Source organism: Spiroplasma endosymbiont of Sarcophaga carnaria, from assembly GCF_964019595.1.
Classification (GTDB): domain Bacteria; phylum Bacillota_I; class Bacilli_A; order Mycoplasmatales; family Mycoplasmataceae; genus Spiroplasma; species Spiroplasma poulsonii.
In genome coordinates, this window is record NZ_OZ026456.1 from 1890857 (window position 1) to 1906273 (window position 15417).

General features: G+C 24.8%; 21 protein-coding genes and 1 pseudogene. 4 read left to right on the forward strand and 18 right to left on the reverse strand.

The window, feature by feature from the left end:
• The first annotated feature begins 11 nt into the window (after positions 1 to 11).
• The gene (locus AACK91_RS10840) at positions 12 to 638 is read left to right on the forward strand and encodes a hypothetical protein (RefSeq protein WP_338963227.1); all 627 of its coding nucleotides are present in this window, start codon (positions 12 to 14) and stop codon (positions 636 to 638) included.
• A 73-nt stretch (positions 639 to 711) separates the two neighbouring features.
• Positions 712 to 1050, forward strand: coding sequence for a hypothetical protein (locus AACK91_RS10845; protein WP_338963229.1), 339 nt, complete (start codon positions 712 to 714; stop codon positions 1048 to 1050).
• 18 nt (positions 1051 to 1068) lie between these two features.
• Here AACK91_RS10845 and AACK91_RS10850 read toward each other — a convergent pair whose 3' ends face one another.
• From AACK91_RS10850 to AACK91_RS10895, 10 genes are all read right to left on the reverse strand, one after another.
• Positions 1069 to 1278, reverse strand: coding sequence for a hypothetical protein (locus AACK91_RS10850; protein ID WP_338963231.1), 210 nt, complete (start codon positions 1276 to 1278; stop codon positions 1069 to 1071).
• Positions 1279 to 1463: 185 nt separating this feature from the next.
• Positions 1464 to 1970 (reverse strand): hypothetical protein, encoded by a 507-nt coding sequence (locus tag AACK91_RS10855; protein WP_338963233.1) that lies wholly within the window; start codon positions 1968 to 1970, stop codon positions 1464 to 1466.
• On the reverse strand, positions 1955 to 2878 hold the full coding sequence (locus tag AACK91_RS10860; RefSeq protein ID WP_338963235.1) for a recombinase RecT: 924 nt from the start codon (positions 2876 to 2878) through the stop codon (positions 1955 to 1957). Before AACK91_RS10860 ends, AACK91_RS10855 begins: the two co-directional genes overlap by 16 nt.
• A 1-nt stretch (position 2879) precedes the next feature.
• Complete coding sequence (locus tag AACK91_RS10865) at positions 2880 to 3581, reverse strand: hypothetical protein (protein WP_338963237.1); 702 nt, start codon at positions 3579 to 3581, stop codon at positions 2880 to 2882.
• 2 nt (positions 3582 to 3583) lie between these two features.
• A complete protein-coding gene (locus tag AACK91_RS10870; RefSeq protein WP_338963239.1) occupies positions 3584 to 3721 on the reverse strand; it encodes a hypothetical protein in 138 nt (45 codons plus the stop codon).
• Position 3722: 1 nt separating this feature from the next.
• A complete protein-coding gene (locus AACK91_RS10875; protein WP_338963241.1) occupies positions 3723 to 3944 on the reverse strand; it encodes a hypothetical protein in 222 nt (73 codons plus the stop codon).
• Positions 3945 to 4451: 507 nt separating this feature from the next.
• The gene (locus AACK91_RS10880) at positions 4452 to 4688 is read right to left on the reverse strand and encodes a hypothetical protein (protein WP_338963243.1); all 237 of its coding nucleotides are present in this window, start codon (positions 4686 to 4688) and stop codon (positions 4452 to 4454) included.
• A 353-nt stretch (positions 4689 to 5041) separates the two neighbouring features.
• Positions 5042 to 6004, reverse strand: coding sequence for an IS1/IS1595 family N-terminal zinc-binding domain-containing protein (locus tag AACK91_RS10885; RefSeq protein WP_338963247.1), 963 nt, complete (start codon positions 6002 to 6004; stop codon positions 5042 to 5044).
• A gap of 340 nt (positions 6005 to 6344) precedes the next feature.
• A complete protein-coding gene (locus AACK91_RS10890; RefSeq protein ID WP_338963247.1) occupies positions 6345 to 7307 on the reverse strand; it encodes an IS1/IS1595 family N-terminal zinc-binding domain-containing protein in 963 nt (320 codons plus the stop codon).
• Between the two features lie 188 nt (positions 7308 to 7495).
• Complete coding sequence (locus AACK91_RS10895; RefSeq protein WP_338963247.1) at positions 7496 to 8458, reverse strand: IS1/IS1595 family N-terminal zinc-binding domain-containing protein; 963 nt, start codon at positions 8456 to 8458, stop codon at positions 7496 to 7498.
• A gap of 196 nt (positions 8459 to 8654) precedes the next feature.
• Here AACK91_RS10895 and AACK91_RS10900 point away from each other — a divergent pair, with 196 nt between their 5' ends.
• Positions 8655 to 9515 carry a hypothetical protein gene (locus AACK91_RS10900; protein WP_338963251.1) on the forward strand — a complete coding sequence of 287 codons (861 nt, stop codon included), beginning with the start codon at positions 8655 to 8657 and terminating at the stop codon, positions 9513 to 9515.
• An 18-nt stretch (positions 9516 to 9533) separates the two neighbouring features.
• On the opposite strand, the gene AACK91_RS10905 is transcribed toward AACK91_RS10900, so the two are convergent.
• From AACK91_RS10905 to AACK91_RS10935, 7 genes are read right to left on the reverse strand one after another with little or no spacing between them, the layout of a single operon-like run.
• On the reverse strand, positions 9534 to 10616 hold the full coding sequence (locus AACK91_RS10905) for an alpha/beta hydrolase (RefSeq protein ID WP_338963253.1): 1083 nt from the start codon (positions 10614 to 10616) through the stop codon (positions 9534 to 9536).
• A gap of 4 nt (positions 10617 to 10620) precedes the next feature.
• Positions 10621 to 11016, reverse strand: a complete 396-nt coding sequence (gene cdd / locus AACK91_RS10910; protein ID WP_338963254.1) for a cytidine deaminase — start codon at positions 11014 to 11016, stop codon at positions 10621 to 10623.
• A 14-nt stretch (positions 11017 to 11030) separates the two neighbouring features.
• On the reverse strand, positions 11031 to 11459 hold the full coding sequence (locus AACK91_RS10915; protein WP_338963256.1) for a diacylglycerol kinase family protein: 429 nt from the start codon (positions 11457 to 11459) through the stop codon (positions 11031 to 11033).
• Between the two features lie 27 nt (positions 11460 to 11486).
• On the reverse strand, positions 11487 to 11963 hold the full coding sequence (gene ybeY / locus AACK91_RS10920; RefSeq protein WP_040093790.1) for an rRNA maturation RNase YbeY: 477 nt from the start codon (positions 11961 to 11963) through the stop codon (positions 11487 to 11489).
• Between the two features lie 45 nt (positions 11964 to 12008).
• Positions 12009 to 12338, reverse strand: coding sequence for a hypothetical protein (locus AACK91_RS10925; RefSeq protein WP_232332382.1), 330 nt, complete (start codon positions 12336 to 12338; stop codon positions 12009 to 12011).
• Between the two features lie 40 nt (positions 12339 to 12378).
• On the reverse strand, positions 12379 to 12735 hold the full coding sequence (locus AACK91_RS10930) for a hypothetical protein (RefSeq protein WP_338963260.1): 357 nt from the start codon (positions 12733 to 12735) through the stop codon (positions 12379 to 12381).
• 60 nt (positions 12736 to 12795) lie between these two features.
• Positions 12796 to 13257 (reverse strand): hypothetical protein, encoded by a 462-nt coding sequence (locus AACK91_RS10935; RefSeq protein ID WP_338963262.1) that lies wholly within the window; start codon positions 13255 to 13257, stop codon positions 12796 to 12798.
• Between the two features lie 213 nt (positions 13258 to 13470).
• Here AACK91_RS10935 and AACK91_RS10940 point away from each other — a divergent pair, with 213 nt between their 5' ends.
• Positions 13471 to 14433 (forward strand): IS1/IS1595 family N-terminal zinc-binding domain-containing protein, encoded by a 963-nt coding sequence (locus AACK91_RS10940; RefSeq protein ID WP_338963247.1) that lies wholly within the window; start codon positions 13471 to 13473, stop codon positions 14431 to 14433.
• A 100-nt stretch (positions 14434 to 14533) separates the two neighbouring features.
• On the opposite strand, the pseudogene AACK91_RS10945 reads toward AACK91_RS10940, so the two are convergent.
• Positions 14534 to 15380, reverse strand: a pseudogene (locus AACK91_RS10945) (cysteine peptidase family C39 domain-containing protein); the annotation flags it as partial.
• Between the last annotated feature and the right edge of the window lie 37 nt (positions 15381 to 15417).

The window sequence follows — 15417 nt, forward strand, 5'->3', positions numbered from 1 at the left end:
ATTTTTAATTAATGAAACAAGATAAAACAACTTGATTAAAGGGTGCCTTACCTTGAAATTGATTTAAAAAAGACCCTATTCCAACTTATAATTGAAATCATAAAGATATTAGAGAATGAGAAAGAAAATATAAAATTCGTAGTTGAGTAGTTAGTTTTTATACATTGATATTTTTAGCATTAAATTGTTGATTAGAATATGGCATGATTAATGCAATAAAAGATAATATTAATTGATATAATTATGGACAATATTGAGGTAATGGAATTGCTATTTTACTAACACCTTTATTTACATATGGAATTCAAGGTATATTTGTTGCTAGTAGTAAACCAAAAGTAGATATGAAAATTGATATTCCACGATTAAAAATATCTAAAATGGGATTAGTATTTACAATTTTACCTTTAATTACTTTAATAATTTCTTTAATTATTATTTGAATTGATAAATCAAAATGAAAAAAAGACCATTTAAGACATTGTTTGAACTGCCGTATTAATCCGCGTGTTATTCAACCAAGAATAGCAAAACAATGAAATAATTTGGATGGTATAACAGAAGAAATATTTAAAAATATGCAAGATGAATATACTAAAAAACAAGAAGAAAATAACAAAGAATTAAATTTAAAATAAACTATATATAGGGGCGGTTGATATTTTTGGGTGGTTATATAGTTTAATTTATAAATTATTTTGTTCTGAAAGAATGGATGGCCACTGTTTTAGTAAGAATAAGAAAGGAAATATAAAAATGGAAATTAGTAATGAAATAGTAATTGCTTTACTTGTGTTAGCTGGCGCAGGAGGAATGGGTAGTCTTGGTATTCTAGGGTTATCTGCTAAAAAAATTAAAAAATATAAAGCAGAAATTAGAGAATTAAGAACTGCTGTTATTGCTCACGAAAAACATTTACGAGGACCTGATTATGCAACAGAATTAGCATTAAAAACAGGTCAAATTAAAAATGTTAAAAAACAAGTTAAAGTAAATGACAAAAAACAAGCACAAAAAGATGCTATTAAAAAACTAACAAATAGTATTTAAAAAAATAACCTTAATTGGTTATTTTTTATTTTCTAATATTAAGTCTAAATTTTTAACTTTACAAATAACTAAATTATTTTTTCCATAATTATTTTTATAATATTCTCAGTATTCAGTTGAATTAATATCTACATCTTGTTTATCAATCCCAATTATATATTCACCACGAGGGTTTTTACAAGGGCGATTACCTTGTTCAGAGCGATAACATAAAATATAATTATTCATGTTCTTTATTTCCTTTATCATTTGTTATATAAAAGTTAATAAGATATTCTATTTTTTGAGAATAAGTACTAAAATTTAATTCATTTCAAACTTTTTCTTCGTTTTTATTTAAGTAAATATTAACATTCCTAATTTTGCAAGAATAATATTTTCCAGTTTTTTGATTATATGAATGTTTCATAATATTAACTTTCATAATTAGCAATAATAATGGCATCTCGTAAATGATTACTTATTTTTTCATTATTATATTTTCAACCTTTACCATATTGATAAGTTAAATTAGTATCTTTATCAAATTTTCATATACAACTATCATTATATTTACTTAAATTTTCCATATTTTTAACAACTGATTTAGTATGTTTAGGTGATACCCAATTATAACTAACTCAAGTATTTTCAATCGCACCCAGTAATCTTAATAAATCATCTCTATCTTTACTAGCATTAGCAGATGTATATAAACAATCTTCAATATTTAATCCTTTTGGAAAAAGTTCACCTTTATTTTTTACATAATAATCTGAATATAAATATTCATCTATAAATTCATCAATAAATTTATAATGTTCTTTTCAATATTTACTAGTAAATTCATTTTGTTTAATTAATTTATTATTTTCATATATAACAATAGCAGTAGTACCAGTTCCTGATGGGTCAATACCTATTTTTATCAAGTGGCTCATTCCTCATCGTTATTATTATTAACTGCTTTTACTAAATTTGAAATATCTTCTTCTTTAACTACATTATCGTTTATTTCCACTATTTCATCATTAGGTGGGGTATTATAATTTATATTATTTGATAAAGTTTCATCGTTAATATGCCTCTTATTTTGGGTGAAAGTAGCATCATTATCAATATAAATCTTTTCATCATTAGTTGTAATAACTGCTTGATCTGATTTATATGCTTGTTGTAATTCAACTGACATAATACCTCATTTTCTTAATAATGATGTTAATACGGTTTTAAGGGCCATTTCATCAAAACTAGCAATATAAAATGATTTATTTTTAGCATAAGTTTTAGAATATTTCATAAAATGATTTTCCATTTGTTCTTTTGTCATATATAAAGTTTTTTCAAAACCATTAACCATTTTAAAATATGCTACATAACCAATAATTGGTAATTTTTCTCTTTCATCTTCATTTTGAATTCAATTAAAACTAGTTCCTTTTAAACGATCATAATTTACTAATTCATTTTCTCTAACATCTGATACTGACATATCTAAATATTGACCACTTCTTTGTGCTAATTGAATATAACCTTTATAACCCATTTGAAATTGAGCTTGATTAATTCATTCTTGGATTTCGCGACCGTTAATAATTCTTGTTATTTTAGTATTATATGGAACTACATAAGCATAACCAAATTGTTTTTCCATTGGTAAATTTAATAAAACTCCTTGATAACAAGCAGTCATAATTGTTTTTGGATCTGCTTTTTGTAATAATTCATTACTATTTGATATTGCAACTATATTACTTTTAAATCTTGCAATTTCATTTTCATTAGAAAATTTACTTTTTATTCATTCTGTTGCTTTATCTGTTCTTAAAAATTCAACAATATTTGCCATATTATTTTTCTCCTTTATTTATTTTAAAATTAATACCTTTAACCCCAATTAAATTAATATCTTTATTACTATCTCACTGATCTTTAATTTCATTTTTAACAATTTGTTCATCAACAACTAAATAATTTTTAATAAGATTAATAAGTTCTAATTTATCAGCATTTTGTAAAAAATCATCATTAATACCAATAACCTCAATATCTTTAATTAATAATTTTTCTTTCCGAAAATTACTAGTAATAATTTTTAATTCTTGCTCTTGTTTTGCTACACTTTTAATTTCTAAAAATTGTTCTTTTTTATGAGTTTCAATAATTTCATTTTGTTTTTGAAATTGAATATTAATAACATTATTTTTTAAAGAATCATGATTATTCTTAATATTATTTTCTAAATTCAAAATATCTTTTCTAATAAAATTTAATTCATCTTTAAAAGATTTTATTAATTCTAATGGTTCTCTAAAAATATAATCAATTTTTGAAACTACTAATTTTAAATCTTTTAGTGATTGTGATTTATATTCTCCATTTATTAATCAAGCTTGTTGTCGATATATAAATTCTGCTAATTCTTGTCCATTTTCATCAATTCATTTTTTAATTGTTAATGCTTTTAAACTTAATTCTTTAAAATTATTTCCTTTTAAATAAAATGGATACGTAATATTTTTAACTTCATTATTTAATTTTAAATCTGCCATAATTAAATTTCCTCTAATTCCATTTCATTAATTAAATTATCAATATATTCATAAGCACTTTCTTCTGAATGACATTCTTCTAATGCCATATTAAATAAATCTTCTTCAGTATAAACATAACCATTTTCATCTTTTCACATACTAATTTACCTCGTTCTTTGCTATTAATATTTCTATTAATTTTCTTCCTTTTTGTTCTTTAATATCAAAATAAGTTATTTCTTGATTTAATAAATGTGCTTCTTCATTTTTAATTAAATTAATATCATCATTAATATTTTCTTTTTGCCCTGTTTTATTATCAAATATATTAATACAAAAATCATTGTACATATATATTGATATTAGATTTTTGATTGTCATATTTACCTCCTATTTTTAACTCGCTGGCACTCACTCCCAAGTGAAAGTGCCAAAGCGAGAGTTAGTTATATAATTAAGTATTTATCTATTTATTTACTACGCCATCCGCTTCACTGCGGGTGAGCGGTGGCGGTATGTTTTATTGTTTAATGTTTAATAATCGACAGTTGTTTTTATAAGATAATGCCAGAGAATTCTCTCTCTTCATCCGCACCATTTCAGGTCAAAGCGTTCAGTTTTTAAAATAAATTCACTTGCACCTTGAAGAGCCTAATGCTGACTTTGTGGTTTTTAAAACCTCTGTCATCCTCTAATGGGATAATATCTATCGCAAATTTATTTATAAAGTGGCCATCTCAATATTTATTGTCGTTTGATGTTGACCCCGCACTTATCACGACTATCGCTTGTTAAAGCGTCTATTATTTACGGACTGATTACCGCTGGGCTAGACCGCCTATGTGGAAAAAAACACTTAGTTATTTAAAATAACTGTTCCACCCTGCATTAAGTTGTTTTATAAAATCAAAGTTTAAAAGAACCAGTTTTATCATCAAAGATAATTTTTGAATTTTCTAGTTTTTGATAAAACTGTTTTTGTGTTTTATCTTTTATTTTATTTAATAAATATTTATGTTTTTCACAAGTTCATAAAACTTTATTTGATAAAAATTCTTCGGTAATGAATGATACTGCTTTATAGCAATCATTAACATCACATATTTTTTGTTGTTTAATTATCATTACCTCCTTTTAGGGATTTTTTATTTCAAATAAAAAAACAACCCTAACAAGAGTTGTTTTTTGGAGCTTCATCGTACATTATACGTAAAATTACATTTTTTAAAAATTATTTTTCCATTTTTTACAGCTATAAATAAAATATATATGCGATGCGTCCTCAAGGTATAGGGAGTTCAAAACAATAAAAATAGGGATAATTTTAAAATTTTTACAAAAAAATGAGAATTTTAAAACTAAAACTCTCATAAATTTACTTTAATTTTGTCGAAAACTCTTGATGAAATAAAAAAAATCATCAATATGACAATTTGAAAACTAATTTTGTGTAAGATTATGATTTTGCTTTAAATTTTTTAAACGTTAAAATATAATACCGTTGATTGTTGGTTTGGTGTTAAACCTTTGTGTTGGTATTTTCATTTTCAGAGCTTTAAATAATTTTGAATATTAGTGAAACCCAAACCATGATAATGAATTAAGGCTTCTTTAAGACTGGATTGTAATTTACTAATCTTATTTAACTTTTGATAACTAGTATCAGGGTTTGTACTAGTTTTGGTGGAATATAGAGTAGAATTTGTTTGTTTTGCTACTAATAAATATAGTGGTTGCATATCAGAAATAATTATTGATTTTTCTTTAATTAGTTGCTTATTCATATTTTCAATAATCCATTGTTTTTGTAATCTTTTGGTATTGGTGGATTGAACAAAAATATTATTATTGCTATCAACCGCCATTTGAATACAGCATTTGGTATCAGTTGAAAATGGATCGAGATGAGTTTTTCGTTTATCAAATTTATCTTTAAAATTGCCTTTATGAATTTCTTTAATAAATGTTTCATCCATTTGGATTTGACCATTTAATTTTTTAAATTTTAACTGTGTATTTTCTAATTGTTTTGATTGCATTAATTTTTGTCGATTATATCAAGCGGTTTTTGGGGTTGTTTTAATAAAACGAGAAATTATTTTACTAGATTGTCCTAACAATGAAATTTGAATTAATAAATTTCACTGTTCATAATTTAAATGACTTCAATAAGTAAAATGATGACGAAATGCATCAAAACTAGCACGACATTTTTTACATAAATATTTTTGTTTTCCTTCGGAATTATGACCATTTTTAACACAATGAAAAGATTTGCAATTAGGACATATAATGCCTTTATCTCTAAATTTTTGATCAATTTCATTTAAACGTTTTTGTTTTTTAATTAAGTCTGCTTGTTGTTTTATTTTTTCATAAAATTCTAAAAATTGATCATCTGTTAAGCTATTTATTAATTCTGTAATTATTTTTTTCATCATTTATTTACCTCTATATATTAAAAATATACCTAATTTTAGGTATATTTTATAAATATCAAGAGTTTTCGACAAAATTAAAGTAAATTTATAGCAAAATGCTATAATTATTTATGAGAGCATAGCATAGTTGTGGTTTAGCGATCTTGAGTATGCTCTCACATATATATTTTTAAATTAGTGAGTTATTGCAACTCACTTTTTATTATAACACTAAAAAAATAAAATAACATCACGATAATTCTTTAATTTTGTCGAAAACTCTTGATGAAATAAAAAAAATCATCAATATGACAATTTGAAAACTAATTTTGTGTAAGATTATGATTTTGCTTTAAATTTTTTAAACGTTAAAATATAATACCGTTGATTGTTGGTTTGGTGTTAAACCTTTGTGTTGGTATTTTCATTTTCAGAGCTTTAAATAATTTTGAATATTAGTGAAACCCAAACCATGATAATGAATTAAGGCTTCTTTAAGACTGGATTGTAATTTACTAATCTTATTTAACTTTTGATAACTAGTATCAGGGTTTGTACTAGTTTTGGTGGAATATAGAGTAGAATTTGTTTGTTTTGCTACTAATAAATATAGTGGTTGCATATCAGAAATAATTATTGATTTTTCTTTAATTAGTTGCTTATTCATATTTTCAATAATCCATTGTTTTTGTAATCTTTTGGTATTGGTGGATTGAACAAAAATATTATTATTGCTATCAACCGCCATTTGAATACAGCATTTGGTATCAGTTGAAAATGGATCGAGATGAGTTTTTCGTTTATCAAATTTATCTTTAAAATTGCCTTTATGAATTTCTTTAATAAATGTTTCATCCATTTGGATTTGACCATTTAATTTTTTAAATTTTAACTGTGTATTTTCTAATTGTTTTGATTGCATTAATTTTTGTCGATTATATCAAGCGGTTTTTGGGGTTGTTTTAATAAAACGAGAAATTATTTTACTAGATTGTCCTAACAATGAAATTTGAATTAATAAATTTCACTGTTCATAATTTAAATGACTTCAATAAGTAAAATGATGACGAAATGCATCAAAACTAGCACGACATTTTTTACATAAATATTTTTGTTTTCCTTCGGAATTATGACCATTTTTAACACAATGAAAAGATTTGCAATTAGGACATATAATGCCTTTATCTCTAAATTTTTGATCAATTTCATTTAAACGTTTTTGTTTTTTAATTAAGTCTGCTTGTTGTTTTATTTTTTCATAAAATTCTAAAAATTGATCATCTGTTAAGCTATTTATTAATTCTGTAATTATTTTTTTCATCATTTATTTACCTCTATATATTAAAAATATACCTAATTTTAGGTATATTTTATAAATATCAAGAGTTTTCGACAAAATTAAAGCGATAATTCTTTAATTTTGTCGAAAACTCTTGATGAAATAAAAAAAATCATCAATATGACAATTTGAAAACTAATTTTGTGTAAGATTATGATTTTGCTTTAAATTTTTTAAACGTTAAAATATAATACCGTTGATTGTTGGTTTGGTGTTAAACCTTTGTGTTGGTATTTTCATTTTCAGAGCTTTAAATAATTTTGAATATTAGTGAAACCCAAACCATGATAATGAATTAAGGCTTCTTTAAGACTGGATTGTAATTTACTAATCTTATTTAACTTTTGATAACTAGTATCAGGGTTTGTACTAGTTTTGGTGGAATATAGAGTAGAATTTGTTTGTTTTGCTACTAATAAATATAGTGGTTGCATATCAGAAATAATTATTGATTTTTCTTTAATTAGTTGCTTATTCATATTTTCAATAATCCATTGTTTTTGTAATCTTTTGGTATTGGTGGATTGAACAAAAATATTATTATTGCTATCAACCGCCATTTGAATACAGCATTTGGTATCAGTTGAAAATGGATCGAGATGAGTTTTTCGTTTATCAAATTTATCTTTAAAATTGCCTTTATGAATTTCTTTAATAAATGTTTCATCCATTTGGATTTGACCATTTAATTTTTTAAATTTTAACTGTGTATTTTCTAATTGTTTTGATTGCATTAATTTTTGTCGATTATATCAAGCGGTTTTTGGGGTTGTTTTAATAAAACGAGAAATTATTTTACTAGATTGTCCTAACAATGAAATTTGAATTAATAAATTTCACTGTTCATAATTTAAATGACTTCAATAAGTAAAATGATGACGAAATGCATCAAAACTAGCACGACATTTTTTACATAAATATTTTTGTTTTCCTTCGGAATTATGACCATTTTTAACACAATGAAAAGATTTGCAATTAGGACATATAATGCCTTTATCTCTAAATTTTTGATCAATTTCATTTAAACGTTTTTGTTTTTTAATTAAGTCTGCTTGTTGTTTTATTTTTTCATAAAATTCTAAAAATTGATCATCTGTTAAGCTATTTATTAATTCTGTAATTATTTTTTTCATCATTTATTTACCTCTATATATTAAAAATATACCTAATTTTAGGTATATTTTATAAATATCAAGAGTTTTCGACAAAATTAAAGCGATAATTTGGAAATTTTTTTTTATTTTGCTCTAACAAAAGTTATAAAATTATAAAAATTATCTTTTTAACAAAGTATTCTTATGATAATATTTAAAAGATTATCAAGGAGGAATTATGAAGCGTTGATCTTATCGAATTTGATATAAGGATTATCTTTGATATTATAAAGTAATAATTGCCAGTTTAGCTTTTGCATTTTTAGCTTATGGTTTTTATGCTGATATCTTCAAAGAATTTTGATATGTCAATAAAAATGCTTATCGATCTAGTTTACAAAATTATGATATATTATTAAGTTTTTATTCAGTCCAGGTTAATATTATTACGATTGCTTGATTATTGTTAGCTATTTTTAACCATCATCGTGAACAAAAAAGTTGGTTCTTTTCAACAAACTTTAAGTTAAGCATTTTAAATTGAAACTTATTAATGTTCTTTATTTTTTGAATTGGAATTGTTATTGGTTATAAGAATGGTGAAGTAACTATTGCTGACTACACTAAGGCACAAATTAGTTGTACCGTTGTAACCCATTTTATTATGCCCATTTTATTTTTTGTTTATACCCCATTATCATTTGGTGATCATCGTCTTAGTTGAAAAAAAGAATTTTTAACAAAAGATTGATGAATTAGTTTAAGTTACCCTATTTTTTATTTAATGTATGTTTTAATTCGTGCTGCTGCTTGAAATCGTGATGGGGATACGATTTGAGCTTATCCCTATCCTTTTTTAGATATTGATAATCCAATTATTACTTGATTAACCAAAGTGCAAGCTACATTTTTTATTATTTTTCTTTTCACAGTGGTCTTTACCGCTTTCCATGTTGCCTTGCAAAGTTTCAACAATGGGATGTACCGCGTATTTAATAAATATCAAAGCCAAACCTTATGATATGAAAGAATTTATCAAAATATTAAACAAAAATGCCAAATAAAAAACATAGACAAGAAACAAAATAGTGATAAATAACATTTTAGTTATTTATCACTATTTTCGTTTTGCATTAGTAATAAATTCTGTTATGGTTGCTAAATAGTGTGGCGTATTATAATAAATGCCCCGCACATGATCACAATTGAAAACAACCCGACTACTAATTTTTTTGCGTTCATAGCTTCGTTTGTTTTGATAAGCTTCGCGCCCCATTACATAGGGGGTTGCGTGGTCTTTTTTATTTAATAGATATAAAACTGGTAATTTTGCTAACTGTTCTAAATTTTCGCCAGGATTAATTTGTTCAGGATCATAACCCCGCGTATCAATCGCATAACGCCGAATAGCATAATAATGCTCATAGTAATTAACCTTAATCTTTAACATATAATAACGATATAAAGCATTTAAATTACTAATTGTTGAATCTAAAATTGTACTTTTAATTAACTTGTTTTTAACAAATGCTAATTTTAAATATTCCATAATTACAAAAGTTCCCATTGACCAGCCATGAAAGTTAAGTTCTTTTAATTTTGGGTCAATCGTTGTTTGCAAGAAATTAACAACGGCTGCTAAATCATGTTTTTCATAATATCCCATTGTTGTTATTTTTGTTGTTGATTCACCATGATTTCGTTGATCAAAAACAAGAATATTATAACCTGGGCGTAAATAGATTAAACCAAAAAAGATTGCCCGAAATTTATGTGAATTAAGGCCATGTACGACCACCACTCATTTTTTATTATTATCATTTTTTACTCATGACCGAATGCTAATCGCCTTTAAAAGAACATCTTCATAACCATGAATGTCATATTCTTGTAAATCTCATTTTTGTTCTAATTCAGCTGGGGTTAATGCCATTTCCTCAATTCGTAATCGTTTTGTTAAATCAGTAATATATTTTTTACAATATGCTTCTAAATCATTAGTTTTCTTTCATCAAGTTTGATGTGTTAATAAAATTCGTTTATCATGAAAAGCATAAAATAATTTAATATAAAGGGCATTATTACTCATATAATCTTTTAAATGTTCATCATCAACGATGCGATAACTATGGTCCGTAATTAATTCACGACCACGGGCTAAATCATATAAATCTAATTCTTCATCATATTTTTTCGCCATAATCTTATTGCAAATCCTCTTTTGTAAAGCCATATGGTAATAAATCACCAATTGTTACAACATATGATCCTCCCTTTTTATTATAAATTTCTAGCGGAACATCATGGTCAATTAATTCTCATAAAAATTGTCGACACATTCCACATGGTGAACCTTTTTGGTTACTATCGGTATATAAAAAGAGTTTCTTAATGTCTGCTTTTCGATAACCTAAAGTATAAACTTGTGCTAAACATGTTCGTTCTGCACACAGTACCACCGAATAAGCAGCATTTTCAATATTAACACCATTTACTTCTGTTCCATCTTTTAAAACACAAATTGCACTAACATGAAAGTTGGAATATGGAGCATACGCTTTTGTACTTAATGATTTTAATTTTTCAAAATAATTTGCCATTTTTCTAACTCCTTTTAACTAATTTTTAAATATAATTTAATAACATCAACCAGTGGTGGTAACATAATTAATAGTCCAATTGCAATTGCTAAAATTGAATTAATTAAGGTTGCTGCTGCACAAATATCTTTAATTTTTTTAGCTTTAATATTATATTCAAATGATAATAAATCAACAAAGTTTTCAACCATTGTATTAATTAATTCAAACCCAATTACAATCCCAATTGTTAATAATAAGATTGCTCATTGTACATAACTAAACTCATGCGGAACCATTTTTTGTAATCAAATTCCTAACCCAATCACAACCAATGATACAATAATATGAATGATTAAACTTGACTCTTCTTTAATTGCGGTATAAATTCCACGAAAAGCATTTGAAAACTTGTTACGTAGTTTAAAAAATATCTTTTTCTTTGCTGGTGATCCTTTTGCCATTGTTTCTATCCCTTTCTGTTCCTCTTCTTATTCTATTGGAATTCGGTGAATTTGTAAATCATTTAGAACTTTTCGTTGTAAATTAAACATTGTTTCTTCTTCAGCTGGTGTTTGATGATCATAGCCTAAAATATGGAGCATTCCGTGAGTAAATAAAAAGGCAAATTCACGGCGCGCTGAATGATTATATGTTTGTGCTTGTTCTAACGCTTTTTCATAACAAATAAAAACATCTCCCAAACTACGTAATCCTGTTAATTGCAACAAATCAACACTATTTTCTTCCTCTAAAGCAAATGTAATAACATCTGCAACATAATCTTTTTGGCGATATTTTTGATTTAACGCTAATTGTTCTTTTGCATCAACAATAATCAATGATAATTCCAATGGATCAGTAATATTTGATATTGTTTTAATTTTCTGAAAAATTGCCATAAAATCAGTTTGATATGGTTTAATATCAAATTTTGTTTCATTATAAATTGCAAAATCATCTTTCATTACCATATCTTGACCCCTAACACTTTCTTGTTTTATTATAACAAATTAAATGATTATCTTCAGTAAATAATCTAATGTTGTTTGTTGGCCCAAATAAATTTTCGCTGGTAAATATCAAAAATCAACATTAAAATCGGTTTGGTCTAAAATTAAATAGTAGTTATTCTCTCATTTAATTTGGACAATCATTTCTTGCCAATAATTTTGAACAAAATATTCTAATTTAACTTCTTTAATTGCCTTTTCAACTCGTGATATTTCTTTTGGCACAAAAACATAATTTAATTCTTCCGTACTGCTTTTTAAAATTGTTAAATAACCATCATAATACAGTTGAAGGGGATAATAAGCAAGTAAAACAAAAAAAGAAATCAAAAAGCAACAACAAGTTAACATTAAAATAATAACTTTTTTATTAATTATCAGCCCCTATTAAATTAAGTTTAGTTAAATCAATCACATTTACAAAAAATTGTTCAACAAGATGATCATGACCAGCGTAAATAATCATTTGTTCAGATTTTAAAGTAAATAATAATTTTAATAAAATCATTTTACTTTCATAATCAACATTGCTCAAAACTTCATCAATAAGATAAACATCACACGATTGTAACAATGCTAAAACTTGATAGTTACAATTCTGCTGAAAATTAATAATGTTATCATAAACACTACCAGTAAATAAAAAATCATTTTGATGAAACAATAATATTTTTGTTCGGATTGCTTCTTCACTAAGCATCGTTAAATCAAACTGACCATTAAGCATTTTTTTATTAAAGGACGTAGTGGCTCTGGGAAGACAACTTTGTTAGAAATCTTAGCAAAATTACGACCAGTTTCAGGTGGGGAAGTAATGATTTTGTAAAGTTAATGTTATTTTTTTTAAAATAAAAGTATCATTAAGAAGATAATTTAAGTCTGTAATGGTAAAAGATTTGATTGCTGGTAAAGTTAACTGCTTTTGTTTTTGTTTTTGTTCTGGAAATAATAAACATACTGTTTGTTGAAAAGCCTTTTCTAATTTTCCTTTTTCAACAATTAACCCAGACAATTGCGTTGTAAAATCATTAATAAAACTAGTTAAGGCACTATAAAACATTAAATTACCAATTGTTAAACCTTGTTTTGTAATAAAACTAACTGCTAAATAGAAAATTAAAAAGGTAGCAAGCTGTGAAATAAAGGCTAAAATCAACCTTTGAATAATATTATTTTTTTGAAGACCATAAGTTTCTATTAAAAAAGTTGTAAGTTTTTTTGTTCATTGATAATTAAAATATCCTTCCAAATGACGACTCTTCTGAAATTTAAAACTTTGATATAACTCTAAAGTAACATTTTCAAAATTTAATCCCTGTTGATACCATCGGTGGTATCAAAACTTATTAATTTGTAAAAATAAAAATGATAGAAAAAAATAACTTTAATTTTGTCGAAAACTCTTGATATTTATAAAATATACCTAAAATTAGGTATATTTTTAATATATAGAGGTAAATAAATGATGAAAAAAATAATTACAGAATTAATAAATAGCTTAACAGATGATCAATTTTTAGAATTTTATGAAAAAATAAAACAACAAGCAGACTTAATTAAAAAACAAAAACGTTTAAATGAAATTGATCAAAAATTTAGAGATAAAGGCATTATATGTCCTAATTGCAAATCTTTTCATTGTGTTAAAAATGGTCATAATTCCGAAGGAAAACAAAAATATTTATGTAAAAAATGTCGTGCTAGTTTTGATGCATTTCGTCATCATTTTACTTATTGAAGTCATTTAAATTATGAACAGTGAAATTTATTAATTCAAATTTCATTGTTAGGACAATCTAGTAAAATAATTTCTCGTTTTATTAAAACAACCCCAAAAACCGCTTGATATAATCGACAAAAATTAATGCAATCAAAACAATTAGAAAATACACAGTTAAAATTTAAAAAATTAAATGGTCAAATCCAAATGGATGAAACATTTATTAAAGAAATTCATAAAGGCAATTTTAAAGATAAATTTGATAAACGAAAAACTCATCTCGATCCATTTTCAACTGATACCAAATGCTGTATTCAAATGGCAGTTGATAGCAATAATAATATTTTTGTTCAATCCACCAATACCAAAAGATTACAAAAACAATGGATTATTGAAAATATGAATAAGCAACTAATTAAAGAAAAATCAATAATTATTTCTGATATGCAACCACTATATTTATTAGTAGCAAAACAAACAAATTCTACTCTATATTCCACCAAAACTAGTACAAACCCTGATACTAGTTATCAAAAGTTAAATAAGATTAGTAAATTACAATCCAGTCTTAAAGAAGCCTTAATTCATTATCATGGTTTGGGTTTCACTAATATTCAAAATTATTTAAAGCTCTGAAAATGAAAATACCAACACAAAGGTTTAACACCAAACCAACAATCAACGGTATTATATTTTAACGTTTAAAAAATTTAAAGCAAAATCATAATCTTACACAAAATTAGTTTTCAAATTGTCATATTGATGATTTTTTTTATTTCATCAAGAGTTTTCGACAAAATTAAAGAAAAATAATAACATTTTCTAATAAAACAATTGCTAAAATTAAAGCATTTAAATTAAGTAAAAAAATAACCCCAATAATTAACATTAGAAAACTAAAAAGCAGTTGTGGAAAAGTTGTTCCTAAAAAAGTTGCTAAAATAATAATATATTCGTTTTGTTATTTTTTGTTGAAACTGTGCAAGAATTTTTTGAAAAAAATAGCTAAAAAGAACTCGAAAACAATAAATAATTAAAAAAATTACAAAGAAAATCACTACTTCTTGATGAAAAGTTGTTGTTAACCGATCAAAATAAACTTTAATAAAACTTTTACCAAATAATATTAAAAAATTTACAACAACACTAAAAAACACAGTTCAGCATAAAAATCCCGTTTGTTCTTTTAAAAAAAGAAAAATTAAATAAAAGGTTTTTGTTTTATAAGTAAACTTTTTTCTTTTCTTCGTGAAAATAATTACTGCTTGAAATTTCATCATAAAATCATTAATTAAAACTCATCGTCCTTTCTCAGCACTAGGATCAGCAACAAAAAAGCGGTTTCCCCGACGATGATAAATAACAACATAATGATAATAACCAGTTTCATTTAAAACATAAGCAATTAAGGGTTGTTCAAAATTTAAGGTTAATAATTCTTGTTTATTAATTTCAAAAGCGGTTAAAACTAAGTTATATTCATTTGCAATTTGACTTAAACTATAAACACTTAACGCTCCTTGATAATTTTGAAAATGATGTTTTATTTCATTAATTGTTAATTTTTGGTGATGATAATACTCAATTAACATTGTTAAACAAGCATAACCACAATCATCACTTTGTTCTTGTTTTACAAAAGGATACCACATAAAAAACACCTCTTTTTCTAGTTATTTTTAACCAAAA